Origin of the sequence: Streptomyces sp. JJ66 (genome assembly GCF_019303495.1) — a bacterium.
Taxonomy (GTDB): domain Bacteria; phylum Actinomycetota; class Actinomycetes; order Streptomycetales; family Streptomycetaceae; genus Streptomyces.
This window is the reverse complement of the sequence record NZ_JAEVFI010000001.1, coordinates 436,434-460,382: the sequence shown is the minus strand read 5'-3', so window position 1 is coordinate 460,382 and position 23,949 is coordinate 436,434. Positions and strand designations below refer to the sequence as shown.

Genomic DNA, 23,949 nt, shown 5'->3' with positions numbered 1-23,949 from the left:
TAAGCCTTTCAGCGCCGATGGTACTGCATGCGGGAGCGTGTGGGAGAGTAGGACACCGCCGAACAACTTGTGGCCCGAGGCCCTGAACTTCAGTTCAGGGCCTCGGGCTTTTTCTGGTTCCGTCACCGGTCGTTCATGTCGCGTGGCGAGCATCATGCCTATGGGAACCTCAGAGTTGGCCGCGATCGGTGTGCGGACCGGAGACGAGGTGGTGCTGCCGTCGTTCGGCGGGATGGCGGTGGCCGATGCGGTGCGGGCGCTGGGCGCCGTGCCCGTGTTCGCGGACATCGAACCTGCCAGCTTCTGCCTTGACCCCGCAGCCGCTGACGGCGCCGTCACCGCTCGCACTGCTGCTGTCGTCTCCCTGGCGCTCTTCGGCCAGGCACCGGATCGGGCGGGCTTCGCACGGCTGGCGCGGCGCCGGGGGATCGCGGTGGCCGAACTGGGCGGGGCGTCGGAGAGCACGGTGTCGCTCGCGGCTGCCCGGCGTCGTCAGGTGGCGGCGTACCTTAACTCCCGCCTGAGCGGCGTCGTCACACCGCAGCCGGTGCCCGGCCGGGACCACGCCTACACGGCCTATGTAATCCGGGTGCCCGGCAACGGGCGTCCGGACCGGGACGCGTTCCGCCGGGCGCTGCGCAGCCGGGGCGTGTGTGCGGAGGTACCGGTTCCGACACCGGCGCACCGGATGCCCGCGCACCGGAGCGCGGTGTGGCTGCCGGAGACGGAGCGGGCGGTGGCTCAGACGCTGGCGCTGCCGCTGCACGGGGCCATGACGCGGCGTGAGGTGAACCGCGTGGTCGCCGCGTGCCGTGCGCTCGGCGGTCTCGTCCTCGAACCTGCCTGCTGAACTGGGCGAACGGCACCGTAGCGGGTGGGCGACCGTGGTCGGAACGCCCGTCAGCGTCAGGTATGATCGATGCCGTCGGCGCGCCCCAATAGCTCAGTCGGCAGAGCGTCTCCATGGTAAGGAGAAGGTCAACGGTTCGATTCCGTTTTGGGGCTCAGACGGCGAAGGCCCCCACCGATCGGTGGGGGCCTTCGCCGTCTGAGCAGGCGGATCGCTTACTCCGGTACGCGCATGGCCAGAATCGCCATGTCGTCTGACGGGGCGTCGGCGGCGAAGCGTTCGACAGCGCGCAGGATGCGGGCGGCGACGGCACCGGCGTTGAGGCCCGTGCACGTCGTGAGAACTTCGGCGAGGCCGTCGTCGCCCAGCATGCGTGTGCCCTCGCGGCGCTCGGTGACGCCGTCGGTGACGCAGAGCAGGACGTCGCCCGGATCGAGTGTCAGCTCCTGCTCGTGCAGCTCCAGGTCCTCCATGACGCCGAGCAGGGGCTGCGGTTCGGCGGCCGGTTCGACGCTGCCGTCCTGCCGCAGGCGCAGCGGCAGCGGGTGTCCGGCGCACACCACCTTCAGCCGGGCGCCGCCTTCCTCACGCGGCCACACCTCGCCATACAGCAGCGTCAAAAAGCGGCTGCGGGCGCCCTCGTCGAGGATCGCGGCGTTGAGCCGTTCCAGCACCGCGGGGCCGGTGAAGCCCTCGCGGGCGAGTAGCCGCAGGGCGTGCCGGGCCAGGCCGGTGACGGCGGCCGCTTCCGGACCGGTGCCGCAGACGTCGCCGATCGCGAAGCCGTAGGCGCCTTCGCGGATGGGGAACAGATCGTAGAAGTCGCCGCCCACCTCGTTGCCCTCGCCGGCGGCGCGGTAGATGACCTCCACCTCGACGCCGGGCACCTTGGGCAGTTCCGGCGGGAGCAGGCTGCGCTGCAGGGACTGGCTGATCGCGGTGCGCTCGGAGTACAGGCGGGCGTTGTCCAGGGCGAGGGCGGCCCGGCGGGAGAGATCCTCGGCCAGTTCGAGGATTTCCTGGCGGAACCGTTCGTCGGTGGGCTTGCCGAGGGTGAGCATGCCGATGACGCGGTTGCGGGCCACCAGCGGCAGGACGACGGTCTCGCCACCGACGGCGGAAGCGGTGGCCAGGGTAGCGCCGGGCGCGGTGATGGTGTCGTCGTCCAGGAGCAGACTGCGCAGCGAGGTACGCATGGCGGTGGAGTGGGCGGCCTCGGCGGGGCCCTCCAGGGGCGGGCGCCGGGGGAGAGGACGGGCTCGGGCGGCGCCACCTTGGTCAGCAGCGCCTTCAACCCGTCGATGCGGTCTTCGTCTTCGTGCAGGACGTAGGACAGCTCTGGCTCGGCGCTCGGTTCGGCGATGGTGTAGACGGCGCACCAGGTGGCCAGCGTCGGCACGGTCATCTGCGCCATGAGAGCCAGCGTCTGGTCGCGGTCGAGGGTTCCGGCGAGCAGGTCGGAGGCTTCGACGAGGAAGGACAGCGAGCCGCGGCGCAGCCGTTCCAGCTCGGTGAGGCGGGCAGACTCGACGGCGAGCGCGATGCGGTCGGCGGCGAACTGCAGCCGCAGCGCCTCCTCGTTGCTGTAGCGTCCGGCGGTTTCGGCGGCGACGCCGAGTGAGCCGGTGAGGCGGCCCTCGACCTTCAGCGGCACGGTGACCACCGCGCGCATGCCCGTGCTGTCGAGCAGCGGGACGGCGCCGGGGACGGCGGTGACGTCGTCGTGGACGGAGGGCATGCGGGCGCTGCCGTAGCGGCCGCTGCCGGCTTCGACGGGAACGCGGGCGAAGCGCTGGCGGGCAGCGGGCAGGCCGGTGGAGGCGCGGACTTCCAGCTCCGTCTCGTCGTCGGTGGCCAGCAGCAGGAACGCGGCGTCGCCGTCGAGCATGTCGCGGGCCCGCTCGACGGTGCGCCGGAGCAGGCCGTCGAGGTCTTCGGGGGCGGGGGAGCCGATGAAGGTCTCGAAGGAGTCGGCGCTGCGTGCGCGCCTTTCGGCGGAGCCGGAGCCCGCCCTGGACCGGGTACCTGAGTCGGTGGCGGGGCGCAGCGGGCTCGCCAGTACGGCGCGCTCGTGGTCGCGTACGAGCAGGCAGACGGTGGACGGTTCGCCCTCGGCGTCCCGGACGCGCAGGTGGGAGGCGTAGACGGGGATGGTGCGCCCGTCAGCTCCGCGCAGGCCGTAGGTGCCCTCCCAGCGGGACAGGAGCAGGGCCTCGGCGATGCCGGTGCCGGTGCCGGGGGTGTGGGGCCAGGCGACGTAGTCGGTGAGCGGCTTGCCGACGACTTGCTCGCTGGGGTGGCCGGTGAGGGCGGCGGCGTCGTCGTTCCAGGCGGTGACGGCGCCGGTGCGGTTGATCTGGACGACGGCGACACGCACCCGGCGGTCGGCGACGGGCAGCGCCTCGTCGGGCAGCGCGGGCCCTGCGGCGCGGGTGCCCACGGGGCGCTGGGGCAGGTCAAGGCGAAACCAGACGTGCTTGTCGCGCGCGGTGTAGTCCACGCCCCAGCGGGCGGCGAGCGCCGCGCACAGCAGCAGGCCGCGGCCGCCCTCGCGGTCGGGGCCGGGCAGGGCGTGCGTCTCGTCCCGCAGGGGCACTTCCCGCTCGGGGTACCGGTCGACGACCTCGACGCGGACGCCGTTGCCATCGCGCAGGCAGCGCACCTCGGCGGAGGTGCCGGCGTGGACGACGGCGTTGGTGACGAGCTCGCTGGTCAGGACCACGGCGTCGTCCACGACGTCGGCCAGCCCCCAGCCCTGGAGGGTGTCGCGCACGAAGCCGCGGGCGGCAGCGACCGATCGTCCGACCGGTTCGAAGGTGGCTGCGGCCCGTGCCGTGATCACTGCGCTCCCCGGAGGTTGGTAGGTGTCGGTGGCCCGCTGTGGGCCGGTGCCCGGGGTACCGGCGGTTCGCTGCGGGCCCACGTGCGCCGCCCGTCCCGGCCTGGCGCCTTGCTGGTTCACCCCGGCCCCTTCTGTGCCCGTCGCGGTGGCCGTCTGCGCGGCCGTTCCTGTGCCCGTGTTCGTACCCGTCATCGTGCCCGTCGTACTCGCTTGGCTGCCGGAGGCCAGGGTACTGAGGTTGCCCGGGTTGGCGGGTGCGGGTTGCACGTGTTCCCCCTCGTGGTGGCCTGCCCCGGTGCCATCCCCTGGCGGCCCGGCGCGGGCATGGTGTGCGATGCTGCCGAACTGTTATCGCCTCCAGGGGCCGAGGTGAAACACTAGGAAAGTTGGCCCAGGCCAGCGGGCGGAACGTCGAACCTGCAGGAGGGACACGGTGGACTCTGGCGGAGCGGCGCGCGTGAGCGCCGGTACGCGACCGAAGGGCGGTCGGGCCCGTAAGGGGGGGACCGTCGAGGTAGACAGGGCTGCGCTGGACCGGCTCCGCACCGCGCTGATGGCGATGCGGGACGGCAACTTCCGCAAGCGGCTCACTGTCGCGGGCGAGGGGCCGATGGCCGAGGTGGCGGCGATCTTCAACGAGGTCGCCGACCGCAATCTGCACCTGACGAACGAGCTGTCGCGGGTACGCCGCGTGGTGGGGCGCGAGGGCAAGCTGACGGAGCGGCTGGAGGCAGGGGGCTGCGAGGGCTCGTGGGCCGCGGCCGTGGACGCCTCCAACGCGCTGGTGGAGGACCTGGTGCGGCCGGTGTCCGAGGTGGGGCGGGTGCTGACCGCCGTCGCCGAGGGTGACCTGGGCCAGCGCATGGACCTGCGGGTGCAAGGGGTGGACGGGTCGCCGCCGCACGCGCTGCGCGGGGAGTTCCTGAAGGTCGCCCGCACGGTGAACGGGCTGGTGGACCAGCTGTCGGTGTTCACCGACGAGGTGACGCGGGTGGCCAGCGAGGTCGGCACCGAGGGCAAGCTGGGCGGTCAGGCGCAGGTGCGCGGCATGTCCGGTTCCTGGAAGGATCTGACCGACTCGGTCAACACGATGGCGTCCCGGCTGACGGCGCAGGTGCGTGACATCGCGCTGGTGACGACGGCGGTGGCCAAGGGCGATCTCTCCCGCAAGGTCACCGTGCACGTGGCTGGGGAGATGCTGGAGCTGAAGAACACCGTCAATACGATGGTGGACCAGCTGTCCTCCTTCCAGTCCGAGGTGACGCGCGTCGCCCGTGAGGTGGGCACCGAGGGCCAGCTGGGCGGCCAGGCCCGGGTCGAGGGCGTCGGCGGCGTCTGGCAGGACCTGACGGACTCGGTGAACCTGATGGCGGGCAACCTCACCTCGCAGGTGCGGGAGATCGCCCGGGTGACGACGGCGGTCGCGGGCGGCGACCTGTCGCAGCAGGTCACGGTGAACGCGCGCGGCGAGGTCGCGCAGCTGGCCAGGACGATCAACACGATGACGGAGACCCTGCGCACGTTCGCCGACGAGGTGACGCGGGCGGCCAGCGAGGTCGGCACCGAGGGCATCCTGGGCGGTCAGGCGCAGGTGCCGGGCGTGGCCGGCACGTGGAAGGACCTCACGGACTCGGTCAACACCGCATTTCGCAACCTCACGGCGCAGGTGCGTGACATCGCGCAGGTCACGACGGCGGTGGCCAATGGTGATCTGTCGCAGAAGGTCACCGTGGATGTCTCCGGCGAGATGCTGGAGTTGAAGAACACCGTTAACACGATGGTCGATCAGCTGTCGTCCTTTGGTGCCGAGGTGACGCGGGTGGCCCGCGAGATCGGCGTGGAGGGCAGCCTCGGCGGTCAGGCCGAGGTGCCGGGCGCGGCCGGGACGTGGAAGGACCTCACGGACTCCGTCAACACCGCGTTCCGTAACCTCACCGGCCAGGTGCGCAACATCGCGCAGGTGACGACGGCGGTGGCCAATGGTGATCTGTCGCAGAAGGTCACCGTGGATGTCTCCGGCGAGATGCTGGAGTTGAAGAACACCGTCAACACCATGGTGGCGCAACTGTCGGCGTTCGCCGAGCAGGTCACCCGCATGGCGCGGGACGTGGGCACCGAGGGCCGGCTGGGCGGTCAGGCCCGGGTGGACGGCGTCTCCGGTACGTGGAAGGACCTCACCGACTCCGTCAACTCGATGGCGAGCAACCTCACCGATCAGGTGCGCCAGATCGCCCAGGTGACGACGGCGGTGGCGCGCGGCGACCTGTCGCAGAAGATCCAGGTGGACGCGCGCGGGGAGATCCTGGAGCTGAAGAACACCATCAACACGATGGTCGATCAGCTCTCCGCGTTCGCCGACCAGGTGACACAGGTCGCCGTCGAGGTGGGCAACGAGGGCCGGCTGGGCGGTCAGGCGCAGGTGCCGGGCGTCGCCGGGGTGTGGCGCGAGCTGACCGACTCCGTCAACGGCATGGCCGGGAACCTCACCTCGCAGGTGCGCAACATCTCCCAGGTGGCCACGGCGGTGGCGCGCGGCGATCTGTCGCAGAAGATCGCGGTGGACGCGCGCGGGGAGATCCTGGAGCTGAAGACCACAATCAACACGATGGTGGACCAGCTGTCGTCGTTCGCGGAGCAGGTGACGCGAGTGGCGCGTGAGGTGGGCACCGAGGGCATCCTCGGCGGCCAGGCCGAGGTCAAGGGGCTCTCGGGCACCTGGAAGGACCTCACCCAGTCGGTGAACGGGATGGCCAACAACCTGACCTCCCAGGTCCGCAACATCGCCGAGGTGACCACTGCCGTCGCCCAGGGGGACCTGTCGAAGAAGATCACCGTGGACGCCAAGGGCGAGATCCTGGCGCTGGTGACGACGGTGAACACGATGGTGGACCAGCTGTCGTCGTTCGCGGAACAGGTGACGCGGGTGGCCCGCGAAGTGGGCACCGAGGGCCAGCTCGGCGGGCAGGCGCAGGTGCGCGACGTCTCCGGGATCTGGAAGAACCTGACCGACAACGTCAACCTGATGGCGAACAACCTCACCGGTCAGGTGCGCAACATCTCCGAGGTGGCCACGGCGGTCGCCAACGGCGACCTGACCAAGAAGGTGACGGTCGAGGCGAGCGGCGAGGTCGCGCAGCTGGCGGACACCGTCAACACGATGGTGACGACGCTGTCGTCGTTCGCCGCCGAGGTCACGCGGGTGGCCCGCGAGGTGGGCACCGACGGCATCCTGGGCGGCCAGGCCCGGGTGCCGGGCGTGGCGGGGACGTGGAAGGATCTCACCGAGTCCGTCAACATGATGGCCAACAACCTCACCGGTCAGGTGCGCAACATCGCCCAGGTGACGACGGCCATCGCCAAGGGCGACCTGACGAAGAAGATCGACATCGAGGCGCGCGGGGAGATCCTGGCGCTGAAGACGACGATCAACACGATGGTGGACCAGCTGTCCTCCTTCGCCGAGCAGGTGACGCGGGTGGCCCGGGAGGTGGGCACCGACGGCATTCTCGGCGGCCAGGCCCGGGTGCGTGACGTGGCCGGGACGTGGAAGGACCTCACCGAGTCGGTGAACGAGATGGCCGGGAACCTCACCCGCCAGGTCCGCGCCATCGCGGACGTGGCCACGGCGGTGACCCGTGGTGACCAGAGCGTCAAGATCGACGTGGACGCGGCCGGGGAGATCCTGGAGTTGCAGGGGTTCATCAACGAGATGATCCGCAACCTGCGCGAGACCACGCTCGCCAACCAAGACCAGGACTGGCTCAAGGGCAACCTGGCCCGCATCTCCGGTCTGATGCAGGGCCGCCGTGACCTCAAGGACGTCGCACAGCTGATCATGAGCGAACTGGCGCCCGCGGTCTCCGCGCAGCACGGGGCGTTCTTCCTGGCGGCACCCACCGGCGGGGCGGCCGAGATGGCCGGCGTCGGGGAGGGCGACGGGACGTACGAACTGCGGCTGCTGGGCCAGTACGGGTACGCGCCCGGCAACATGCCGGCGGTCTTCGCGCCCGGTGAGTCGCTGGTGGGCACGGCGGCGGCCGAGAAGCGTCCGATCATGATGGAGTCGGTGCCGCCGGAGTACCTGAAGATCAGCTCCGGCCTTGGGGAGGCGCCGCCCGCCGACGTCATCCTCATCCCCGTCGTCTTCGAGGGGCAGACGCTCGGGGTGGTGGAGCTGGCGGCGTTCCAGCCGTTCACCAAGATCCAGAAGGACTTCCTCATCCAGATCGCCGAGATGATCGCCACGAGCGTCAACACGATCAGCGTCAACACCCGTACCGAGATGCTGCTGGGGCAGTCGCAGGAGCTGGCCGAGCAGTTGCAGGAGCGCTCGAAGGAGCTGGAGAACCGGCAGAAGGCGCTGGAGAACTCCAACGCCCAGCTGGAGGAGAAGGCCCAGCAGCTGGCCCGGACCAACCAGGACATCGAGATCAAGAACACCGAGATCGAGCAGGCCCGGCAGGTGCTGGAAGAGCGCGCCGAGCAGCTGGCGGTCTCGATGCGCTACAAGTCGGAGTTCCTGGCGAACATGTCGCACGAGCTGCGCACACCGCTGAACTCGCTGCTGATCCTCGCCAAACTGCTGGCTGACAACGGCGAGGGCAACCTCAGCCCGAAGCAGGTGGAGTTCGCCGAGACGATCCACGGCGCCGGTTCCGACCTGCTCCAGCTGATCAACGACATTCTGGACCTGTCAAAGGTTGAAGCGGGCAAGATGGACGTCAGCCCCGCCCGCATCGCGCTGGTGCAGCTGGTGGATTACGTCGAGGCGCACTTCAGGCCGCTGACGGCGGAGAAGAACCTCGACTTCTCCGTGCGCGTCTCCCCCGAGCTGCCGCCGACCCTGCACACCGACGAGCAGCGGCTGCTCCAGGTGCTGCGGAACCTGCTGTCGAACGCGGTGAAGTTCACCGACACCGGCGCGGTGGAACTGGTGATCCGTCCGGCCCGCGCCGATGTCCCGGTCGCCATCCGGGAACAGATGCTGGAACAGGGCGCGCTGCGGGACGCCGACGCTGAGCTGATCGCGTTCTCGGTGGCGGACACCGGCATCGGCATCGCCTCCAGCAAGATGCGGGTGATCTTCGAGGCGTTCAAGCAGGCCGACGGCACCACGAGCCGCAAGTACGGCGGCACCGGTCTGGGCCTGTCGATCAGCCGGGAGATCGCCCGCCTGCTGGGCGGCGAGATCGGCGCCGTCAGCGAGCCCGGACGCGGTTCGACGTTCACGCTCTACCTGCCGCTGTACCCCACCGAGCTGCCGCCGCCGGGGTTCGAGCAGCCCGACGGGGCGCCGCTGGCCCTGCCGGGCGTCTTTGAGCCGGGCCACTCCACCGCGGCCGCCGCATCGTCTGAACCGGCCGCCCCGGTGGCCGCCGCACCGCGGGCGCCCGAGCTGGCCCCCGCGGAGCCGTCCGCACCCCGGCAGGACCCCCAGGCCCCTCAGGCGCCCGCGGAACCCGCACAGCACCAGGAAGCGCCGCAGGCCGTGGACGGCGCCGCGCGCGCGGACGCCCCGGCCGTCGCCGAGGAGCGGCCGGTGCCGTCCCCGGAGGCGGTGCCGCCGGACCGAAGCACCCTCCAGGGCCGCAAGGTGCTCATCGTGGACGACGACGTGCGCAACGTGTTCGCGCTGACCAGCGTGCTGGAGCACAACGGGCTCCAGGTGCTGTACGCGGAGAACGGACGCGAGGGCATCGAGGTGCTGGAGCAGCATGACGACGTCGCCCTGGTCCTGATGGACATCATGATGCCGGAGATGGACGGTTACGCCACGACGCAGGCCATCCGCAGGATGCCGCAGTTCGCCGGTCTGCCGATCATCGCGCTGACGGCGAAGGCGATGCAGGGCGACCAGAAGAAGAGCATCGACGCCGGTGCCTCGGACCACGTCACCAAGCCCGTCGAGCCAGGCCACCTGCTGTCGGTGATGTCCCAGTGGATGGGGCACTGAGGGCAGGGCGGCAGCGCAGCCGCGCGGGCCAGGGCAGGCGGCCAAGGAGCAGCCGAGGACACCACGGCCAGGGCCGATATGTGAGGCTTCCCCGAAGGGAGGTATGTTGACTGACCGTGGCCGGTTCCGGGTGGAACTGTGGCGTTCGGGAACCTCCCGGTTGTACGGGGCGTTCCCGCTGCGTGCACAGTGACATCTCGGTAACAGGGTGTGGTGCCCCGCAGGGTGCGGCTACCATGACCGGCACAAGGACGGGCGGCGCAAAGGAGTCGTCCCCACACGTGGTGCCCCAGGTGCCACCGGGGCGAGGAGGACGGGCCATGGTGCAGAAGGCCAAGATCCTCCTGGTCGATGACCGGCCGGAGAATCTGCTGGCGCTGGAGGCGATCCTCTCCGCGCTCGATCAGACGCTGGTGCGGGCATCGTCAGGGGAGGAAGCGCTCAAGGCATTGCTCACGGACGATTTCGCCGTGATCCTGCTGGACGTTCAGATGCCGGGCATGGACGGCTTCGAGACGGCCGCGCACATCAAGCGCCGTGAACGCACCCGGGACATCCCGATTATCTTCCTCACCGCCATCAACCACGGCCCGCACCACACCTTCCGCGGCTACGCGGCCGGTGCGGTCGATTACATCTCCAAGCCGTTCGACCCCTGGGTGCTGCGTGCCAAGGTGTCGGTGTTCGTCGAGCTGTACATGAAGAACGTCCAGCTGCGCGAGCAGGCGTCACTGCTGCGGCTCCAGCTGGAGTCGGGCGCTGGCGCTGAGGAGGCGCAGGACCCGGCGGGTGTGCTCGCCGAACTGTCCGCGCGGCTCGCGGCGGTCGAGGAGCAGGCCGAGGCCCTCTCCAAGCAGCTGGGCGACGACGCGGACGCCGGTGCGGTGGCCACCGCCGCCCACCTGGAACGCAAACTCACCGGGCTGCGCCGGGCACTTGACGCGCTGGAGCCGGGCACCGACGGCCATCCCGCCTCGGTGCCGTCCCAGCAGTGAGCTGACGCCGCACGGCTGAGGCCGCGTCACGGGTGGCGCCCCGCCCCCTTCGGCACGGGCACCCCGTCCGGCCCGGCGGTCCGTCCGTGCCTCACGCGGCCCGCGGCGGTAACCTCACCACCATGGCCTCACGTACGTCCGGCAGCGGTGCCGCGGGAAAGGCGCCCGCGAAGAAGGCAGCGGCGAGGCCGCCGGCGAAGGCGGCCGGTGCGAAGAAGGCCACCCCGAAGAGGCCGCCGGCGAAGAAGGCGGCCGCGAGGAAGGCGCCGCCCAAGCCCGCGCCGTCGCCGACCGGCGGCATCTTCCGGCTGCTGCGCGCGATCTGGCTGGGCATCGCCCATACCGTCGGTGCGGTGCTGCGCGGCATAGTGGGCGGCGCCAAGGGGCTGGACCCGGCCCACCGCAAGGACGGCCTGGCGCTGCTGCTGCTCGGCCTCGCCCTCGTCATCGCCGCCGGCACCTGGTCAGACCTGCGCGGCCCGGTCGGTGAACTCATCACCATGCTCGTCACCGGCGCGTTCGGACGGCTTGACCTGCTGGTGCCGGTACTGCTCGGCGCGCTGGTGGTCCGGCTCATCCGGCACCCCGAGCAGCCCGAGGCCAACGGACGCATCGTCATCGGACTGTCCGCGCTAGTCGTCGGCGTACTGGGGCTGGTGCACATCGCGTGCGGGGCCCCCGGGCGCGGTGGGGGAGATGAGGCGCTGCGGGACGCCGGCGGGCTCATCGGCTGGGGCGCGGCCATGCCGCTGATCTACACCGTCACCGAAGTGCTCGCCGTACCGCTGCTCGTCCTGGTGACGGTGTTCGGCCTGCTGGTGGTCACCGCGACGCCGGTCAACGCCATCCCGCAGCGGTTGCGGCAACTCGGGGAGCGGCTGGGCGTCGTCGCCGCGCCGGAACCGGGGGAGGAGTCGGACACCGGCGCCCGGCAGGCCCCGCCGCGCCAGCGCCGCGCCGACCCGCGCGGGGAGACCGTGCCCGAGGAGGGCGGGCAGGGGGCCTTGGACCCGCGTCGCCGGGGCGGTCGGCGCACGCGCGGCGGGGAGCGGCGGCCCGCGTTCGCCACCGGCTCCGGAACGCGCCGCGACGGCAGCTCGCTGGACGCCGTGGACCTCGCCGCCGCTGCCGCCGCCGACCTCGACGGTGCTCTGCTGCACGGCGTGCAGCCCTCGCCGCTGGTCGCCGGGATCAGCTCGACCGTCTCCGCCGAGCGCGCGGAGGAGGACGAGCACTCGGGGGAGGTGGACGCCGCACCCGTCCGGCGCCGCGCCGGTAGCGGCCGTGGGGAGGGGGGAGGCACCTCGCGTGCGACGGGCTCGGTGCCGGACCTCACCAAGCCCGCGCCCGAGCCCGCGGGGGACCTGCCGGCGCGGGCCGAGCAGCTCCAGCTCTCCGGGGACATCACCTACGCCCTGCCCGCACTGGACCTGCTGGAGCGCGGCGGCCCCGGGCGCACCCGCAGCGCCGCCAATGACGCCGTCGTCGACTCGCTCACCACCGTGTTCACCGAGTTCAAGGTGGACGCTTCGGTCACCGGCTTCACCCGCGGCCCGACCGTCACCCGCTACGTGGTGGAGCTGGGGCCCGCGGTGAAGGTGGAGAAGATCACCGCGCTGACCAAGAACATCGCCTACGCCGTCGCCAGCCCCGACGTGCGCATCATCTCGCCGATCCCGGGCAAGTCGGCCGTCGGCATCGAGATCCCCAACACCGACCGCGAGATGGTCAACGTCGGGGACGTGCTGCGCTCGGCGCACGCCCAGGGCGAGGAGCACCCGATGGTCGTGGCGCTCGGCAAGGACGTCGAGGGCGGCTACGTCAACGCCAACCTCACCCGCATGCCGCACGTCCTCATCGCGGGCGCCACCGGCTCCGGCAAGTCCTCCTGCATCAACTGCCTGATCACCTCGGTCCTCATGCGGGCGACCCCGGAGGACGTGCGCATGGTGCTGGTGGACCCCAAGCGGGTGGAGCTGACCGCATACGAGGGCATCCCGCACCTGATCACGCCCATCATCACCAACCCCAAGAAGGCCGCCGAGGCCCTGCAGTGGGTGGTGCGCGAGATGGACCTGCGCTACGACGACCTCGCGGCGTTCGGCTTCCGGCACATCGACGACTTCAACCACGCTGTCCGCGCCGGGAAGGTCAGCGCGCCCGAGGGCAGCGAGCGGGAACTGTCGCCCTACCCGTACCTGCTGGTCATCGTGGATGAGCTGGCGGACCTGATGATGGTGGCTCCGCGCGATGTGGAGGACGCCGTGGTGCGCATCACCCAGCTCGCCCGCGCCGCCGGCATCCACCTGGTGCTCGCCACCCAGCGCCCCTCGGTGGACGTCGTCACCGGGCTCATCAAGGCCAACGTGCCCTCCCGGCTGGCGTTCGCCACGTCCTCGCTCGCCGACAGCCGCGTCATCCTCGACCAGGCGGGCGCGGAGAAACTGATCGGCAAGGGTGACGGGCTGTTCCTGCCCATGGGCGCGGGCAAGCCCACCCGTATGCAGGGGTCCTTCGTCACCGAGGACGAGATCCGCGCCGTCGTGGCGCACTGCAAGGAGCAGATGGCGCCCGTCTTCCGGGACGACGTGACCACGGGGCAGAAGCAGAAGAAGGAGATCGACGAGGAGATCGGCGACGACCTGGACCTGCTGTGCCAGGCGGCCGAGCTGGTCGTCTCCACCCAGTTCGGCTCCACCTCGATGCTCCAGCGCAAGCTGCGCGTCGGCTTCGCCAAGGCCGGGCGGCTGATGGACCTGATGGAAAGCCGCGAGATCGTCGGACCCAGTGAGGGCTCCAAGGCCCGCGACGTCCTGGTGAAGCCCGAAGACCTGGACGGCGTGCTGGCCACGATCCGCGGTGAGGCGTGACGTGCGGGGGCGGGAGCACGGGGGAGACGGGCAGGCGAGTCCAGGCCGTGACCGGGACGAAGCCCAACCGTAAGGAACACCCGGGCAACCGTTTCGTTATGCCATACGTCACGTTAAGCGGGTAAGCGGAACATCACCTTGTCCGTCGCGCTTCCCGCGTGGCGGTACGGGGCAGCCCTTCGGGTGGCAGGCCCTCCCGATGGCCCACACAGTCCGTACGCCCGCTTGCCCGCTCCGCTCCTGACACCTCTAGACTGAATGCCCAGCAGGTGGCTACACGCTCGAAAGGCGCCCTCGTGTCCATCGGCACTCCCGGAAGCCCCGGCAACTCACCCGAAGAGGACCGCACTTCAGCCCTGCCCGAGGAGGAACGGCCCACTCTCGGCCGCTTTCTCAGCCAGGCCCGCGTGGACGCCGGTCTGACCGTCGAACAGGTCAGCTCCGCGACCCGCGTGCGTGTCCCCATCGTGCACGCGATCGAGCAGGACGACTTCTCCCGCTGCGGCGGCGACGTGTACGCCCGCGGCCACATCCGCTCCCTGGCCAAGGCCGTCGGCGCCGACCCGGACCCCCTGGTGGCGCGGTACGACGCCGAGCACGGCGGGCGCCCCCAGCCCACCGAGGCCGCACCACTGTTCGAAGCCGAACGCCTCAAGCCCGAACGCCGCCGCCCCAACTGGACGGCGGCCATGGTCGCGGCGATCGTCGTAGTCGTCGGCTTCGTCGGCTTCACCTTCTTCGGCGGCGGTGACAACGGCGGCGACACCGTGGCCACCGACCAGCAAACCGCCTCCGCCTCCCCGAGCGCGCCCGCCGAGGAGAAGGAACCCGAGCCCGAACCGGAGCCGACTCAGAGCCCCATCGCCGCGGCCCCGGCCGACAAGGTGACCGTCAAGCTCGTCGCGGACGGCGGCAACAGCTGGATCTCCGCTAAGGACCACACCGGCCGCTACCTGCATGAGGGTGTGCTCAAGGACGGCGAGAGCGAGACCTTCACCGACGACGAGAAGATCGACCTGGTGCTCGGCAACGCTGGCGCCGTGCAGATCTTCGTCAACGGCAAGCAGGTCGAGCCGGTCGGGGAGGTCGGCCAGGTCCAGCGCGTCAGCTACACCAAGGGGGACCCGGCCCAGGGGTGAGCCCACGGCTCTTGTGCGTGCCCCTGCGCGTGCCCCCGTCGTCCGTTGTCGTCCCTCCGGCCGGGTTTCCGCACCAGCGGGGCCCGGCCGTCGCGCGGGGCGGAACGAAGTAGGGTGAGCGCATGCCCGATCGCCGTACCGTCGCCCTGGTCACTCTCGGCTGCGCCCGAAACGAAGTGGACTCCGAGGAGCTGGCGGGCCGGCTGGCAGCGGACGGCTGGCAGCTCGTGCCCGACGCCACCGACGCCGACGTGGCCGTCGTCAACACCTGCGGCTTCGTCGAGGCCGCCAAGAAGGACTCCGTCGACGCACTGCTGGAAGCCGGTGACCTCAAGAGCTCCGGCCGCACCCAGGCCGTCGTCGCCGTCGGCTGCATGGCCGAGCGGTACGGCAAGGAGCTGGCCGAGGCGCTGCCCGAGGCCGACGGCGTGCTCGGCTTCGACGACTACACCGACATCTCCGAGCGGCTCCAGACCATCCTCTCCGGCGGTGTGCACACCCCGCACGTCCCGCGCGACCGGCGCAAGCTGCTGCCCATCAGCCCCGCCGAGCGGCAGGACTCAGGCGTGGCGCTGCCCGGTCACGGCGAGGCCCCGCACTCCGTTCCGGCCGACCTGCCCGACGGGCTGGCGCCCGCCTCCGGCCCCCGCGCCCCGCTGCGCCGCCGCCTGGAGACCAGCCCCGTCGCGTCCGTCAAGCTCGCTTCGGGCTGCGACCGGCGCTGTACCTTCTGCGCCATCCCCTCCTTCCGGGGCTCCTTCGTCTCCCGCCGCCCCGCTGACGTGCTGGGCGAAACCCGCTGGCTGGCCGGGCAGGGCGTGAAGGAGATCATGCTGGTCTCGGAGAACAACACCTCCTACGGCAAGGACCTCGGCGACATCCGGCTGCTGGAGACGCTGCTGCCCGAACTGGCCGCCGTCGAGGGCATCGAACGCGTCCGCGTCAGCTACCTGCAGCCCGCCGAGCTGCGGCCCGGCCTGATCGACGTGCTCGCCGGCACCGAAAACGTCGCGCCCTACTTCGACCTGTCCTTCCAGCACGCCGCGCCCACCGTGCTGCGCGCCATGCGCCGCTTCGGGGACACCGAGCGCTTCTGGGAGCTGCTGGAGACCATCCGGGCCAAGGCGCCGCAGGCCGGAGTGCGCTCCAACTTCATCGTCGGCTTCCCCGGTGAGCGCGAGGCCGACTTCGCCGAACTGGAGCGCTTCCTGACCGGGGCGCGACTGGACGCCATCGGGGTCTTCGGCTACTCCGACGAGGACGGCACCGAGGCCGCCGGCTACGCCGACAAGCTGGCACCGGAAGCCGTCGCCGAGCGGCTGGCGCACCTCACACCGCTCGCCGAGGAGCTGACCGCGCAGCGTGCCGAGGAACGGGTGGGCGAGCGGCTGTCGGTGCTGGTGGAGAGCGTCGACGCGGACGAGGGCGTACTCGGCCGCGCCGCCCACCAGGCACCCGAGACCGACGGCCAGGTACGCCTGACCGGTCCCGGCTGCGCCGGGCTCACCCCCGGACGTATGGTCGAAGCGAAGGCGCTGGCGGCCGAGGGCGTTGACCTGGTCGCTGAGCCGGCAACCGTGGAGGAGGCGTCCCCATGACAGGCATCCCGGCCTCCACGGCCGGGAGCGGTCCCCTGGCACCGGCGCACCGGACCGCCGCCCGGAACGTGAGCCTGTGGAACATCGCCAACCTCCTGACCATGCTCCGGCTGGCCCTGGTGCCGGTCTTCGTCCTGCTCATGGTCGCCGACGGCGGCCATGACCCCGGCTGGCGCTCACTGGCCTGGGCCACGTTCACCGTCGCCATGATCACCGACCTGTTCGACGGTGAGCTGGCGCGCCGTTACGACCTCGTCACCGACTTCGGCAAAATCGCCGACCCCATCGCGGACAAGGCGATCATGGGCGCCGCGCTGGTGTGCCTGTCCGTACTGGGCGACCTGCCCTGGTGGGTGACCGGCGTCATCGTGGGCCGCGAGCTGGGCATCACGCTGATGCGGTTCTGGGTCATCCGCTACGGGGTGATCCCCGCCTCCCGGGGCGGCAAGCTCAAGACGCTGTTCCAGGGCGTCGCCGTCGGCATGTACATCCTCGTGCTGGACGGGCCGCTGGCCTCACTGCGCTGGTGGGTCATGGCCGCCGCCGTGGTGCTGACCGTCGCCAGCGCGGTGGAGTACGTACACCAGGCCGCCCGGCTGCGCCGGGCCGGGCGGGCCGCGGAGCAGGCGTCATGACCGACGACAGCGCGGCAGCGGCGATCGGGCTCCTCGTGGCGCGCGGGGAGACGGTCAGCGCGGCGGAATCTCTCACCGGGGGGCTGGTCGCCGCCGCCCTCACCGCCGTCCCCGGCGCCTCCCGGGCCTTCGCGGGCTCGGTGACCGCCTACGCCACCGAGCTGAAGTCGCGCCTGCTGGGCGTAGACGGCACGCTGCTCGCCGAGCGCGGCGCGGTGAACGCCGACGTCGCGCGGCAGATGGCGGGTGGAGTGCGGGAGCTGCTGGGTACCCACTGGAGCGTGGCCACCACCGGAGTCGCCGGGCCCGATCCGCAGGACGGGCAGCCGGTCGGCCGGGTCCACGTGGCCGTCGCCGGACCAGGCGGCGAGGTGAGTGCCCGCAGCCTGGACTTCGACGGTGACCGCGCGCGGATCCGGCGGGACAGCGTTCAGGCCGCTCTCCGCCTCCTGCGCGCGGAAGTTCTGGGGAAGGCCGGGGGACAGGGTACGGAACACCGAGGGGAGAAAGGATGTTTGCAGCCCTGAGTGAACACGAGATAGCTCCCCGCACGGCCACGGTTGTAGGCGGTACGGTGGGGCATGAAGGATTCAGGTCCACGGTCCGAGGAGGGAGCCACCGATGATTCTGCTCCGTCGCCTGCTGGGTGACGTGCTGCGTCGGCAGCGCCAGCGTCAGGGCCGTACCCTGCGCGAAGTCTCCGCATCCGCGCGCGTCTCACTCGGCTACCTGTCCGAGGTGGAACGGGGGCAGAAGGAGGCTTCCTCCGAGCTGCTGTCGTCTATCTGTGACGCGCTGGACGTCCCGATGTCCGAGCTGATGCGTGAGGTCAGCGACGAACTGGCCCTGGCCGAGCTGGCTCAGTCGGCCGCCAGCGATGCGGTACCCGCGCCGATGCGGCCCATGCTCAACCCGGTGTCGGTCACCTCCGTCACCGGTCGGCCGGACGAGCGCGTGACGATCAAGCGGCCCCAGGAGGCCGTGGACGTCGTCGCCGCCTGACCACCCTTACGTTCGACACCGCGTGCCGAGGCCCCCGGGCCTCGGCACCGTGCGTTTCAGCCCCGAGGCGGCCACCCGTGCAGGCACGCGAAGCCACCGGCAGGCCCGGGACGGCCCCAGACGTGCACGGTGTCCACCTTGGGGACACCGTGCCCAGATCTCGCCTTCGCTCCCCTCACCGCTGACAGTGGGCGCACCAGTACAGCGGGCGGGAGGAGCCGTGGGGGCCGGGGGCTTCGGCGCGGCGAACGGGCGTGCCGCAGCGCAGGCAGGGTTTGCGGTGGCGGCCGTAGACCCACAGCATGCGGCCGCGGCGGCGGTCCCCGGTGGTGCAGCGCTCAGCCCGGGTCTTGTTCACCTCCAGCAGGCGCTGCGCCAGCCGTAGCAGGCGCTCGGGGTGCGGCACGTCCGCGACCGGCGTCCAGGGCAGGACGCGGGTCAGGAAGCACAGCTCGGAGCGGTAGACGTTGCCCACCCCGGCGAGGTTGCGCTGGTCCAGCAGGGCCTCACCGATCGCGCGCTCCGGGACGGTGCGCAGCCGTCGCAGCGCTTCGGCGGCGTCCCAGTCGGGGCCGAGGAGGTCCGGGCCAAGGTGCCCGACGGCGTCCGGCTCAGCCGGGGTGGGCAGCAGCTCCAGCACCGGCAGCCGGTAGCCGACCGCCGCGGTGGTGGCCGAGGCGAGCACCGCGCGGATCTCGTGGCCCGGTCCGCCCGTCCAGCGGTCGCCCGCCGGGTAGAGGCGCCAGGCGCCGTCCATCCGCAGGTGCGAGTGCAGAGTGAGGCCACCGCTGAGCCGCGTCAGCAGGTGCTTGCCGCGCGGCAGGGTCTCCAGCACCACCCGGCCAGCCAGCTCCGCCGCCGCGAACGCCGGAACCCGCAGCTCACCGTGCTCCAGCCGGGCGCCGGACAGCGCCTCGTCCAGGCGTCGCGCGGTGCGCCAGACCGTATCTCCCTCGGGCATGGGACCAGCTTCTCAGGCCCCCGCCCGGTGCGGCCCGGTATCACGGCCGCAGCCGCAGACCGCGCGGGGTGGCGTGGAAACCGGCGGCTTCCAGCACCCGGCCCAGCGGCGCCGTCAGCACCGATGCGCCGTTAGCCCGCTCCACGGTGAGGGAACCCAGCATCCCGGCCCGCACGGCCTCGGCCAGGGCCGCCGTGGCCGCCTCCAGCGCCGCCCCCGCTCCCCAGCCCAGCAGCGACTTGCCGCCGCGCTCCAGGTACAGCACCAGCTCGCCGTCCACCAGCACCACCAGTGCGCCCGCCTTGCGGCCCGGCTTGTGCCCGGCACCCTCAGGCGGCTCCGGCCAGGGCAGCGCGGCACCGTAGGCGTTCGCCGGGTCGGCCGCCGCGAGCACCACGGCCCGTGGCGCACGCTCCCGCTCGCGGGCGGTGTGCAGGGCGCGCAGCCGGTCCACCGCACCCTCCATCGCGAACTGGGCGGCGCCCAGGTGCTCCACCACGTAGCCGCGCCGGGCCTGCCCGCTCTCCTCGAACGCCGACAGCACCCGGTAGACGGCCGCGAAGCCGCCGGGCACCCCCTCGGCGGCGACGGCGCCGCGAGTGACGACGCCGTGCCGGTCCAGCAGGGTGCGCGCGGTGGCGTGGGCGCGGACGGTGGCGTCCTCCGGCGCGCTTGCGCGGGGCGGCAGCAGCGACCAGCGGCCGGCGACCGTAGGCGGTCCGCCGCGCGCCGCCCCCTGCCCGCCCGGATTACCCGCCCCGGCGGTACGCAGGGCGAGGGAACCGTACCGGCCGCGCGGCGCCGGACGCCGGGCCCGGTGCGCGGTGGAACCAGCGGTACGCCCCGAGCCGAGCAGGCTGCGCAGCGGGGCCAGACTGTCGTTGGTCAGGCGGCCGGACCAGGCCAGCTCCCACACGGCGTCGGCGAGTTGTGCGTCGGTGGCCTCCGGCTCCCCCGCCCGGACCCGCTCGGCGAGCTGCCGGAAGAACAACCCGTATCCGCCCGCCAGCGCGTCCAGCACGGCGCGGTGGTACGGGCCGAGCTCCAGCGGGTGCGGCTCGGGCAGCAGCAGCGGCGCGACGTCAGCCGGGCAGAGCGCCACCCAGCCGTCCTTGCCCGGCAGCGCACCAGCCCCGGCCCACACCACCTCACCGGCCGTCGTCAGCTCGTCCAGCAGCGCGGGCGTGTAGCCCGCCACCCGGCTCGGCAGCACCAGCCGCTCCAGCGCGGAGGCGGGCACAGCCGCCCCTTGCAGCTGTTCGACGGCGCGGGCCAGCCCGTCAATCCCGCGCAGCCCGCCGCCGTCCACGTGCTGCCAGCGCGGCAGGAACGCCGCGAGCGCCGTGGCCGGAACCGGCTCCAGCTCCTCGCGCAGCGCGGCCAGCGAGCGGCGCCGCAGCCTGCGCAGCACCACCGGATCACACCACTCCTGCCCGGCCCCCGCAGGGTGGAACTCGCCCCGGACGAGCCGGCCCTCCGCCGTCATGCGGTGCAGCGCGCCGTCCGCCACGGCCTGCCCGAGCCCGAACCGGGCCGCGGCCTGCTCCGTGGTGAACGGGCCGTGGGTGCGGGCGAAGCGGGCGAGGAGATCACCCAGCGGGTCGGGCACCGGCTCGGTGAACGCCTCCGGGACGCCCACGGGCAGCGCCGCGCCCAGCGCGTCCCGCAACCGGCCCGCGTCCTCGACCGCCGCCCAGTGCTCGACTCCGGCGACGCGCACGGCGATGGCCCGGCGGGACGCCACCAGCTGGGGCGCCCACCCCGGGTCGGCGCCGCGCTCGGCCAGCTCGCCGCCCGTCAGCGGCCCGAGCAGCCGCAGCGCGTCGGCCACCCCCTCGACATCCTTCACGCGGCGCTCCCCGGTGCGCCACTGCAGCTCGGCCTCCAGCTCCGCCAGCACCTCGGCATCCAGCAGCTCGCGCAGCTCGGCGCGGCCCAGCAGCTCCGCCAGCAGGCGCGAGTCCAGCGAGAGGGCGGCGGCGCGGCGCTCAGCGAGCGGAGTGTCACCCTCGTAGAGGAACTGGGCGACGTAGCCGAACAGCAGGGAGCGCGCGAAGGGCGAGGGCTCGCGCGTGGTGACCTCCACCAGCCGCACCCGGCGCGCCGCCACGTCGCCCATTAGCTCGGCGAGGCCGGGCACGTCGAACACGTCCTGCAAACATTCGCGCACCGCCTCCAGCACGATCGGGAACGAACCGAACTCGCTCGCCACCTGAAGCAGCTGCGAGGCGCGACGACGCTGCTGCCACAGCGGCGTACGCCGGCCCGGATCGCGGCGCGGCAGCAGCAGGGCCCGCGCCGCGCACTCGCGGAAACGGGCGGCGAACAGGGCCGAACCGCCGACCTGATCGGTGACGAGCTGGTCCACCTCGGCCTGCTCGAACAGCACATCCCGCGCACCGACGGGCGCCTGTTCGTCGTCGAAGGCGCTGCCCGCCTCCAGCGCGCCCTCCGGGGCGTCCAGCCCCAGCAGGTCGGCGTCGGGCAGGCGCAGCACGATGCCGTCGTCAGCGTGCATCACCTGCGCGTCCAGCCCGTACCGCTCGGTCAGCCGCGCGCCGAGCGCCAGCGCCCACGGCGCGTGCACCTGGGCGCCGAAGGGAGAGTGCACGACGACGCGCCAGTCACCCAGCTCGTCCCGGAAGCGTTCCACGACGATCGTCCGGTCATCCGGGATGTGGCCGCACGCCTGCCGCTGCTCGGCCAGGTACGCCAGCAGGTTGCCCACCGCCAGCTCGTCCAGACCGGCATCGGCCAGCCGGGCCCGGGCGGCGTCCTCCTCCAGTGCGCCCACCTCGCGCAGAAACCCGCCCAGCGCCCGGCCCAGCTCCAGCGGGCGCCCCAGCTGATCCCCCTTCCAGAACGGCAGCCGCCCCGGGACGCCGGGGGCGGGCGAGACCAGCACCCGGTCCCGTGTGATGTCCTCGATGCGCCAGGAAGTGGTGCCGAGCGTGAAGACATCCCCCACCCGCGACTCGTACACCATCTCCTCATCCAGCTCGCCCACCCGGCCGCCGCCGCGTTTGGGGTCCGCCCCCGCGAGGAAGACGCCGAACAGGCCACGGTCGGGAATGGTCCCGCCGGAGGTGACCGCGAGCCGCTGCGCACCAGGCCGGGCGGTGACGGTGTGCGCCACCCGGTCCCACACCACGCGCGGGCGCAGCTCGGCGAACGCGTCGGAGGGGTAGCGGCCCGCCAGCATGTCCAGCACCCCGGTGTACGCGGACTCCGGCAGTGCGGCGAACGGCGCGGCCCGCCGCACCAGCGCCAGCAGCTCGTCCACGTCCCAGCTGTCCATCGCGGTGATCGCCACCAGCTGCTGCGCCAGCACGTCCAGCGGGTTCGCCGGAACGCGCAGCGCCTCGATGGCCCCCTGCCGCATCCGCTCCGTCACCACCGCCGACTGCACCAGGTCACCCCGGTACTTGGGGAAGACGACGCCCGCCGAGACCGCCCCCACCTGATGCCCGGCCCGCCCTACCCGCTGCAATCCGCTGGCCACCGACGGCGGCGACTCGACCTGCACCACCAGGTCCACCGCACCCATGTCGATGCCCAGCTCCAGTGAGGAGGTGGCGACCACGGCCCGCAGACGCCCCGCCTTCAACTCCTCCTCGACCTGCGCGCGCTGCTCCTTGGACACCGAGCCGTGGTGCGCGCGGGCCAGCACCGGCGGCGCACCCCCCGCCGCGCCGGAACCGCCCATCAACTCGGCGGGGGACTGGTCCCGTGGCAGCGGCTCACCCGTCGCCCGCTCGTGGGCGATCTCGTTCAGCCGGTTGCACAGCCGCTCGGCCAGCCGCCGGGAGTTGACGAACACGATCGTGGAACGGTGCGCCTGCACCAGATCGGTGATGCGCTCCTCGACGGACGGCCAGATCGACGGCTTGGCGCTCATCTCCTCCGCGTCCGGCGCCGGGGAACCGCCCAGCTCGCCCATGTCCTCCACCGGGACGACCACCGAGAGCGCGAACTCCTTCCCGGCGGGCGGCTGCACGATCTTCACCGGGCGCTGCGGGGACAGGAAGCGGGCGACTTCTTCCACCGGGCGCACCGTCGCGGACAAGCCCACCCGGCGCGCCGGACGCTCCAGCAGCGCGTCCAGCCGCTCCAGCGACAGGGCCAGGTGGGCGCCGCGCTTGGTACCCGCCACCGCGTGCACCTCGTCCAGGATCACCGTCTCCACGCCGCTCAGCGCCTCGCGGGCCTGCGAGGTCAGCATCAGGAACAGCGACTCGGGCGTGGTGATCAGGATGTCCGGCGGGCGACGGGAGATCGAGCGGCGCTCAGCGGCCGGGGTGTCACCGGAGCGGAGCGCCACCCGCACGTCAGGCTCGGGCAGGCCCAGACGCAGCGCCTCGTGCCGGATGCCCGTCAGCGGGCTGCGCAGGTTCCGCTCGACGTCCACGGCCAGTGCCTTCAGCGGTGAGACGTACAGGACACGGCAGCGCCTGAGCGCGTCGGCGGGCGGCGGCTCGGCTGTCAGCCGGTCCAGCGAGGCCAGAAACGCGGCCAGCGTCTTTCCGGAACCCGTGGGCGCCACCACCAGCGCGTCCGCGCCCTCGCGCAGTGCCTGCCACGCGCCTTCCTGGGCGGCGGTGGGCGTGCGGAAGGCCCCCGCGAACCAGGCGCGCGTCGCGGGGGAGAAGCCGTCCAGGGCTGGGTGAGCCGTCGGGTGACCCATGCCCCCATCGTGCACCGGACCACTGACAACGGCTCCGCGCCCGGCTGCCGCGCCCGCCTGCGTGATACTGGAAGGCATGCGGCTGACGGACTTCTGGGAGCGGATGGCGGCGCACTTCGGCGGTGCGTACGCCGACTCCTTCGCGCGCGACCACGTGATGTCCGAACTGGGCGGTCGCACGGTCCACGAGGCGCTGGACGCGGGGTGGAGCGCGAAGGAGGTCTGGCGCGGAGTGTGCCGGGCGGTGGACGTGCCCGCAGAGCTGCGCTGACCAGCCGCTGAGCAGCACCAGCGCCCCTCCCCAACGCCTCTGACCAGCCTTTTTGTCGTTCTCCACAGGGTCGGCGCGGCAACTTGACACACAAATCGAACATCGATTCCCATGGGTGGCGGCGGAAACGGGCCGGGGGCTGCCCGGGC

General features: G+C 72.2%; 13 protein-coding genes, 1 tRNA gene and 1 pseudogene. 11 read left to right on the top strand and 4 right to left on the bottom strand.

Annotated elements, in window-relative coordinates; all coding sequences use genetic code 11:
* Positions 1–160: 160 nt before the first annotated feature.
* A complete protein-coding gene (locus tag JJV70_RS01900) occupies positions 161–850 on the top strand; it encodes a DegT/DnrJ/EryC1/StrS family aminotransferase (protein WP_219045701.1) in 690 nt (229 codons plus the stop codon).
* An 82-nt stretch (positions 851–932) separates the two neighbouring features.
* A tRNA-Thr gene (locus tag JJV70_RS01895) sits at positions 933–1,005 on the top strand.
* Between the two features lie 60 nt (positions 1,006–1,065).
* Here the strand turns inward: JJV70_RS01895 and JJV70_RS01890 are convergent.
* Positions 1,066–3,692 (bottom strand): annotated as a pseudogene (locus JJV70_RS01890) (SpoIIE family protein phosphatase).
* 433 nt (positions 3,693–4,125) lie between these two features.
* Between JJV70_RS01890 and JJV70_RS01885 the strand changes: the two are divergent.
* Positions 4,126–9,645: a HAMP domain-containing protein gene (locus JJV70_RS01885; protein WP_219045700.1), complete on the top strand. Its 5,520-nt coding sequence runs from the start codon at positions 4,126–4,128 to the stop codon at positions 9,643–9,645.
* A 320-nt stretch (positions 9,646–9,965) separates the two neighbouring features.
* Positions 9,966–10,640 (top strand): two-component system response regulator, encoded by a 675-nt coding sequence (locus JJV70_RS01880; protein ID WP_219045699.1) that lies wholly within the window; start codon positions 9,966–9,968, stop codon positions 10,638–10,640.
* Between the two features lie 91 nt (positions 10,641–10,731).
* Here JJV70_RS01880 and JJV70_RS23350 read toward each other — a convergent pair whose 3' ends face one another.
* Positions 10,732–10,974, bottom strand: coding sequence for a hypothetical protein (locus tag JJV70_RS23350; RefSeq protein WP_308294638.1), 243 nt, complete (start codon positions 10,972–10,974; stop codon positions 10,732–10,734).
* Positions 10,975–10,993: 19 nt separating this feature from the next.
* Here JJV70_RS23350 and JJV70_RS01875 point away from each other — a divergent pair, with 19 nt between their 5' ends.
* The 6 genes from JJV70_RS01875 to JJV70_RS01850 all read left to right on the top strand — a co-directional run bounded on the left by JJV70_RS01875 (position 10,994) and on the right by JJV70_RS01850 (position 17,884).
* A complete protein-coding gene (locus JJV70_RS01875) occupies positions 10,994–13,510 on the top strand; it encodes a DNA translocase FtsK (protein ID WP_308294637.1) in 2,517 nt (838 codons plus the stop codon).
* 302 nt (positions 13,511–13,812) lie between these two features.
* The gene (locus tag JJV70_RS01870) at positions 13,813–14,649 is read left to right on the top strand and encodes a RodZ domain-containing protein (RefSeq protein ID WP_308294642.1); all 837 of its coding nucleotides are present in this window, start codon (positions 13,813–13,815) and stop codon (positions 14,647–14,649) included.
* Positions 14,650–14,771: 122 nt separating this feature from the next.
* Positions 14,772–16,247, top strand: coding sequence for a 30S ribosomal protein S12 methylthiotransferase RimO (gene rimO, locus JJV70_RS01865; RefSeq protein WP_219045697.1), 1,476 nt, complete (start codon positions 14,772–14,774; stop codon positions 16,245–16,247).
* Entirely contained in the window at positions 16,244–16,882 is a 639-nt protein-coding gene (gene pgsA, locus JJV70_RS01860; RefSeq protein WP_219045696.1) for a CDP-diacylglycerol--glycerol-3-phosphate 3-phosphatidyltransferase, read from the top strand. Before rimO ends, pgsA begins: the two co-directional genes overlap by 4 nt.
* Positions 16,879–17,409, top strand: a complete 531-nt coding sequence (locus tag JJV70_RS01855) for a CinA family protein (RefSeq protein ID WP_219045695.1) — start codon at positions 16,879–16,881, stop codon at positions 17,407–17,409. The genes pgsA and JJV70_RS01855 overlap by 4 nt, the downstream gene beginning before the upstream one ends.
* Before the next feature lie 94 nt (positions 17,410–17,503).
* On the top strand, positions 17,504–17,884 hold the full coding sequence (locus JJV70_RS01850) for a helix-turn-helix domain-containing protein (protein WP_219045694.1): 381 nt from the start codon (positions 17,504–17,506) through the stop codon (positions 17,882–17,884).
* Positions 17,885–18,059: 175 nt separating this feature from the next.
* Here the strand turns inward: JJV70_RS01850 and JJV70_RS01845 are convergent, their stop codons facing one another.
* Both JJV70_RS01845 and JJV70_RS01840 read right to left on the bottom strand, forming a co-directional pair.
* Complete coding sequence (locus tag JJV70_RS01845; RefSeq protein WP_219045693.1) at positions 18,060–18,845, bottom strand: DNA-formamidopyrimidine glycosylase family protein; 786 nt, start codon at positions 18,843–18,845, stop codon at positions 18,060–18,062.
* Between the two features lie 40 nt (positions 18,846–18,885).
* Positions 18,886–23,529: an ATP-dependent helicase gene (locus tag JJV70_RS01840; protein ID WP_219045692.1), complete on the bottom strand. Its 4,644-nt coding sequence runs from the start codon at positions 23,527–23,529 to the stop codon at positions 18,886–18,888.
* A 76-nt stretch (positions 23,530–23,605) separates the two neighbouring features.
* Between JJV70_RS01840 and JJV70_RS01835 the strand changes: the two genes are divergently transcribed.
* Entirely contained in the window at positions 23,606–23,800 is a 195-nt protein-coding gene (locus tag JJV70_RS01835) for a DUF3046 domain-containing protein (RefSeq protein ID WP_219045691.1), read from the top strand.
* Positions 23,801–23,949 lie beyond the last annotated feature (149 nt).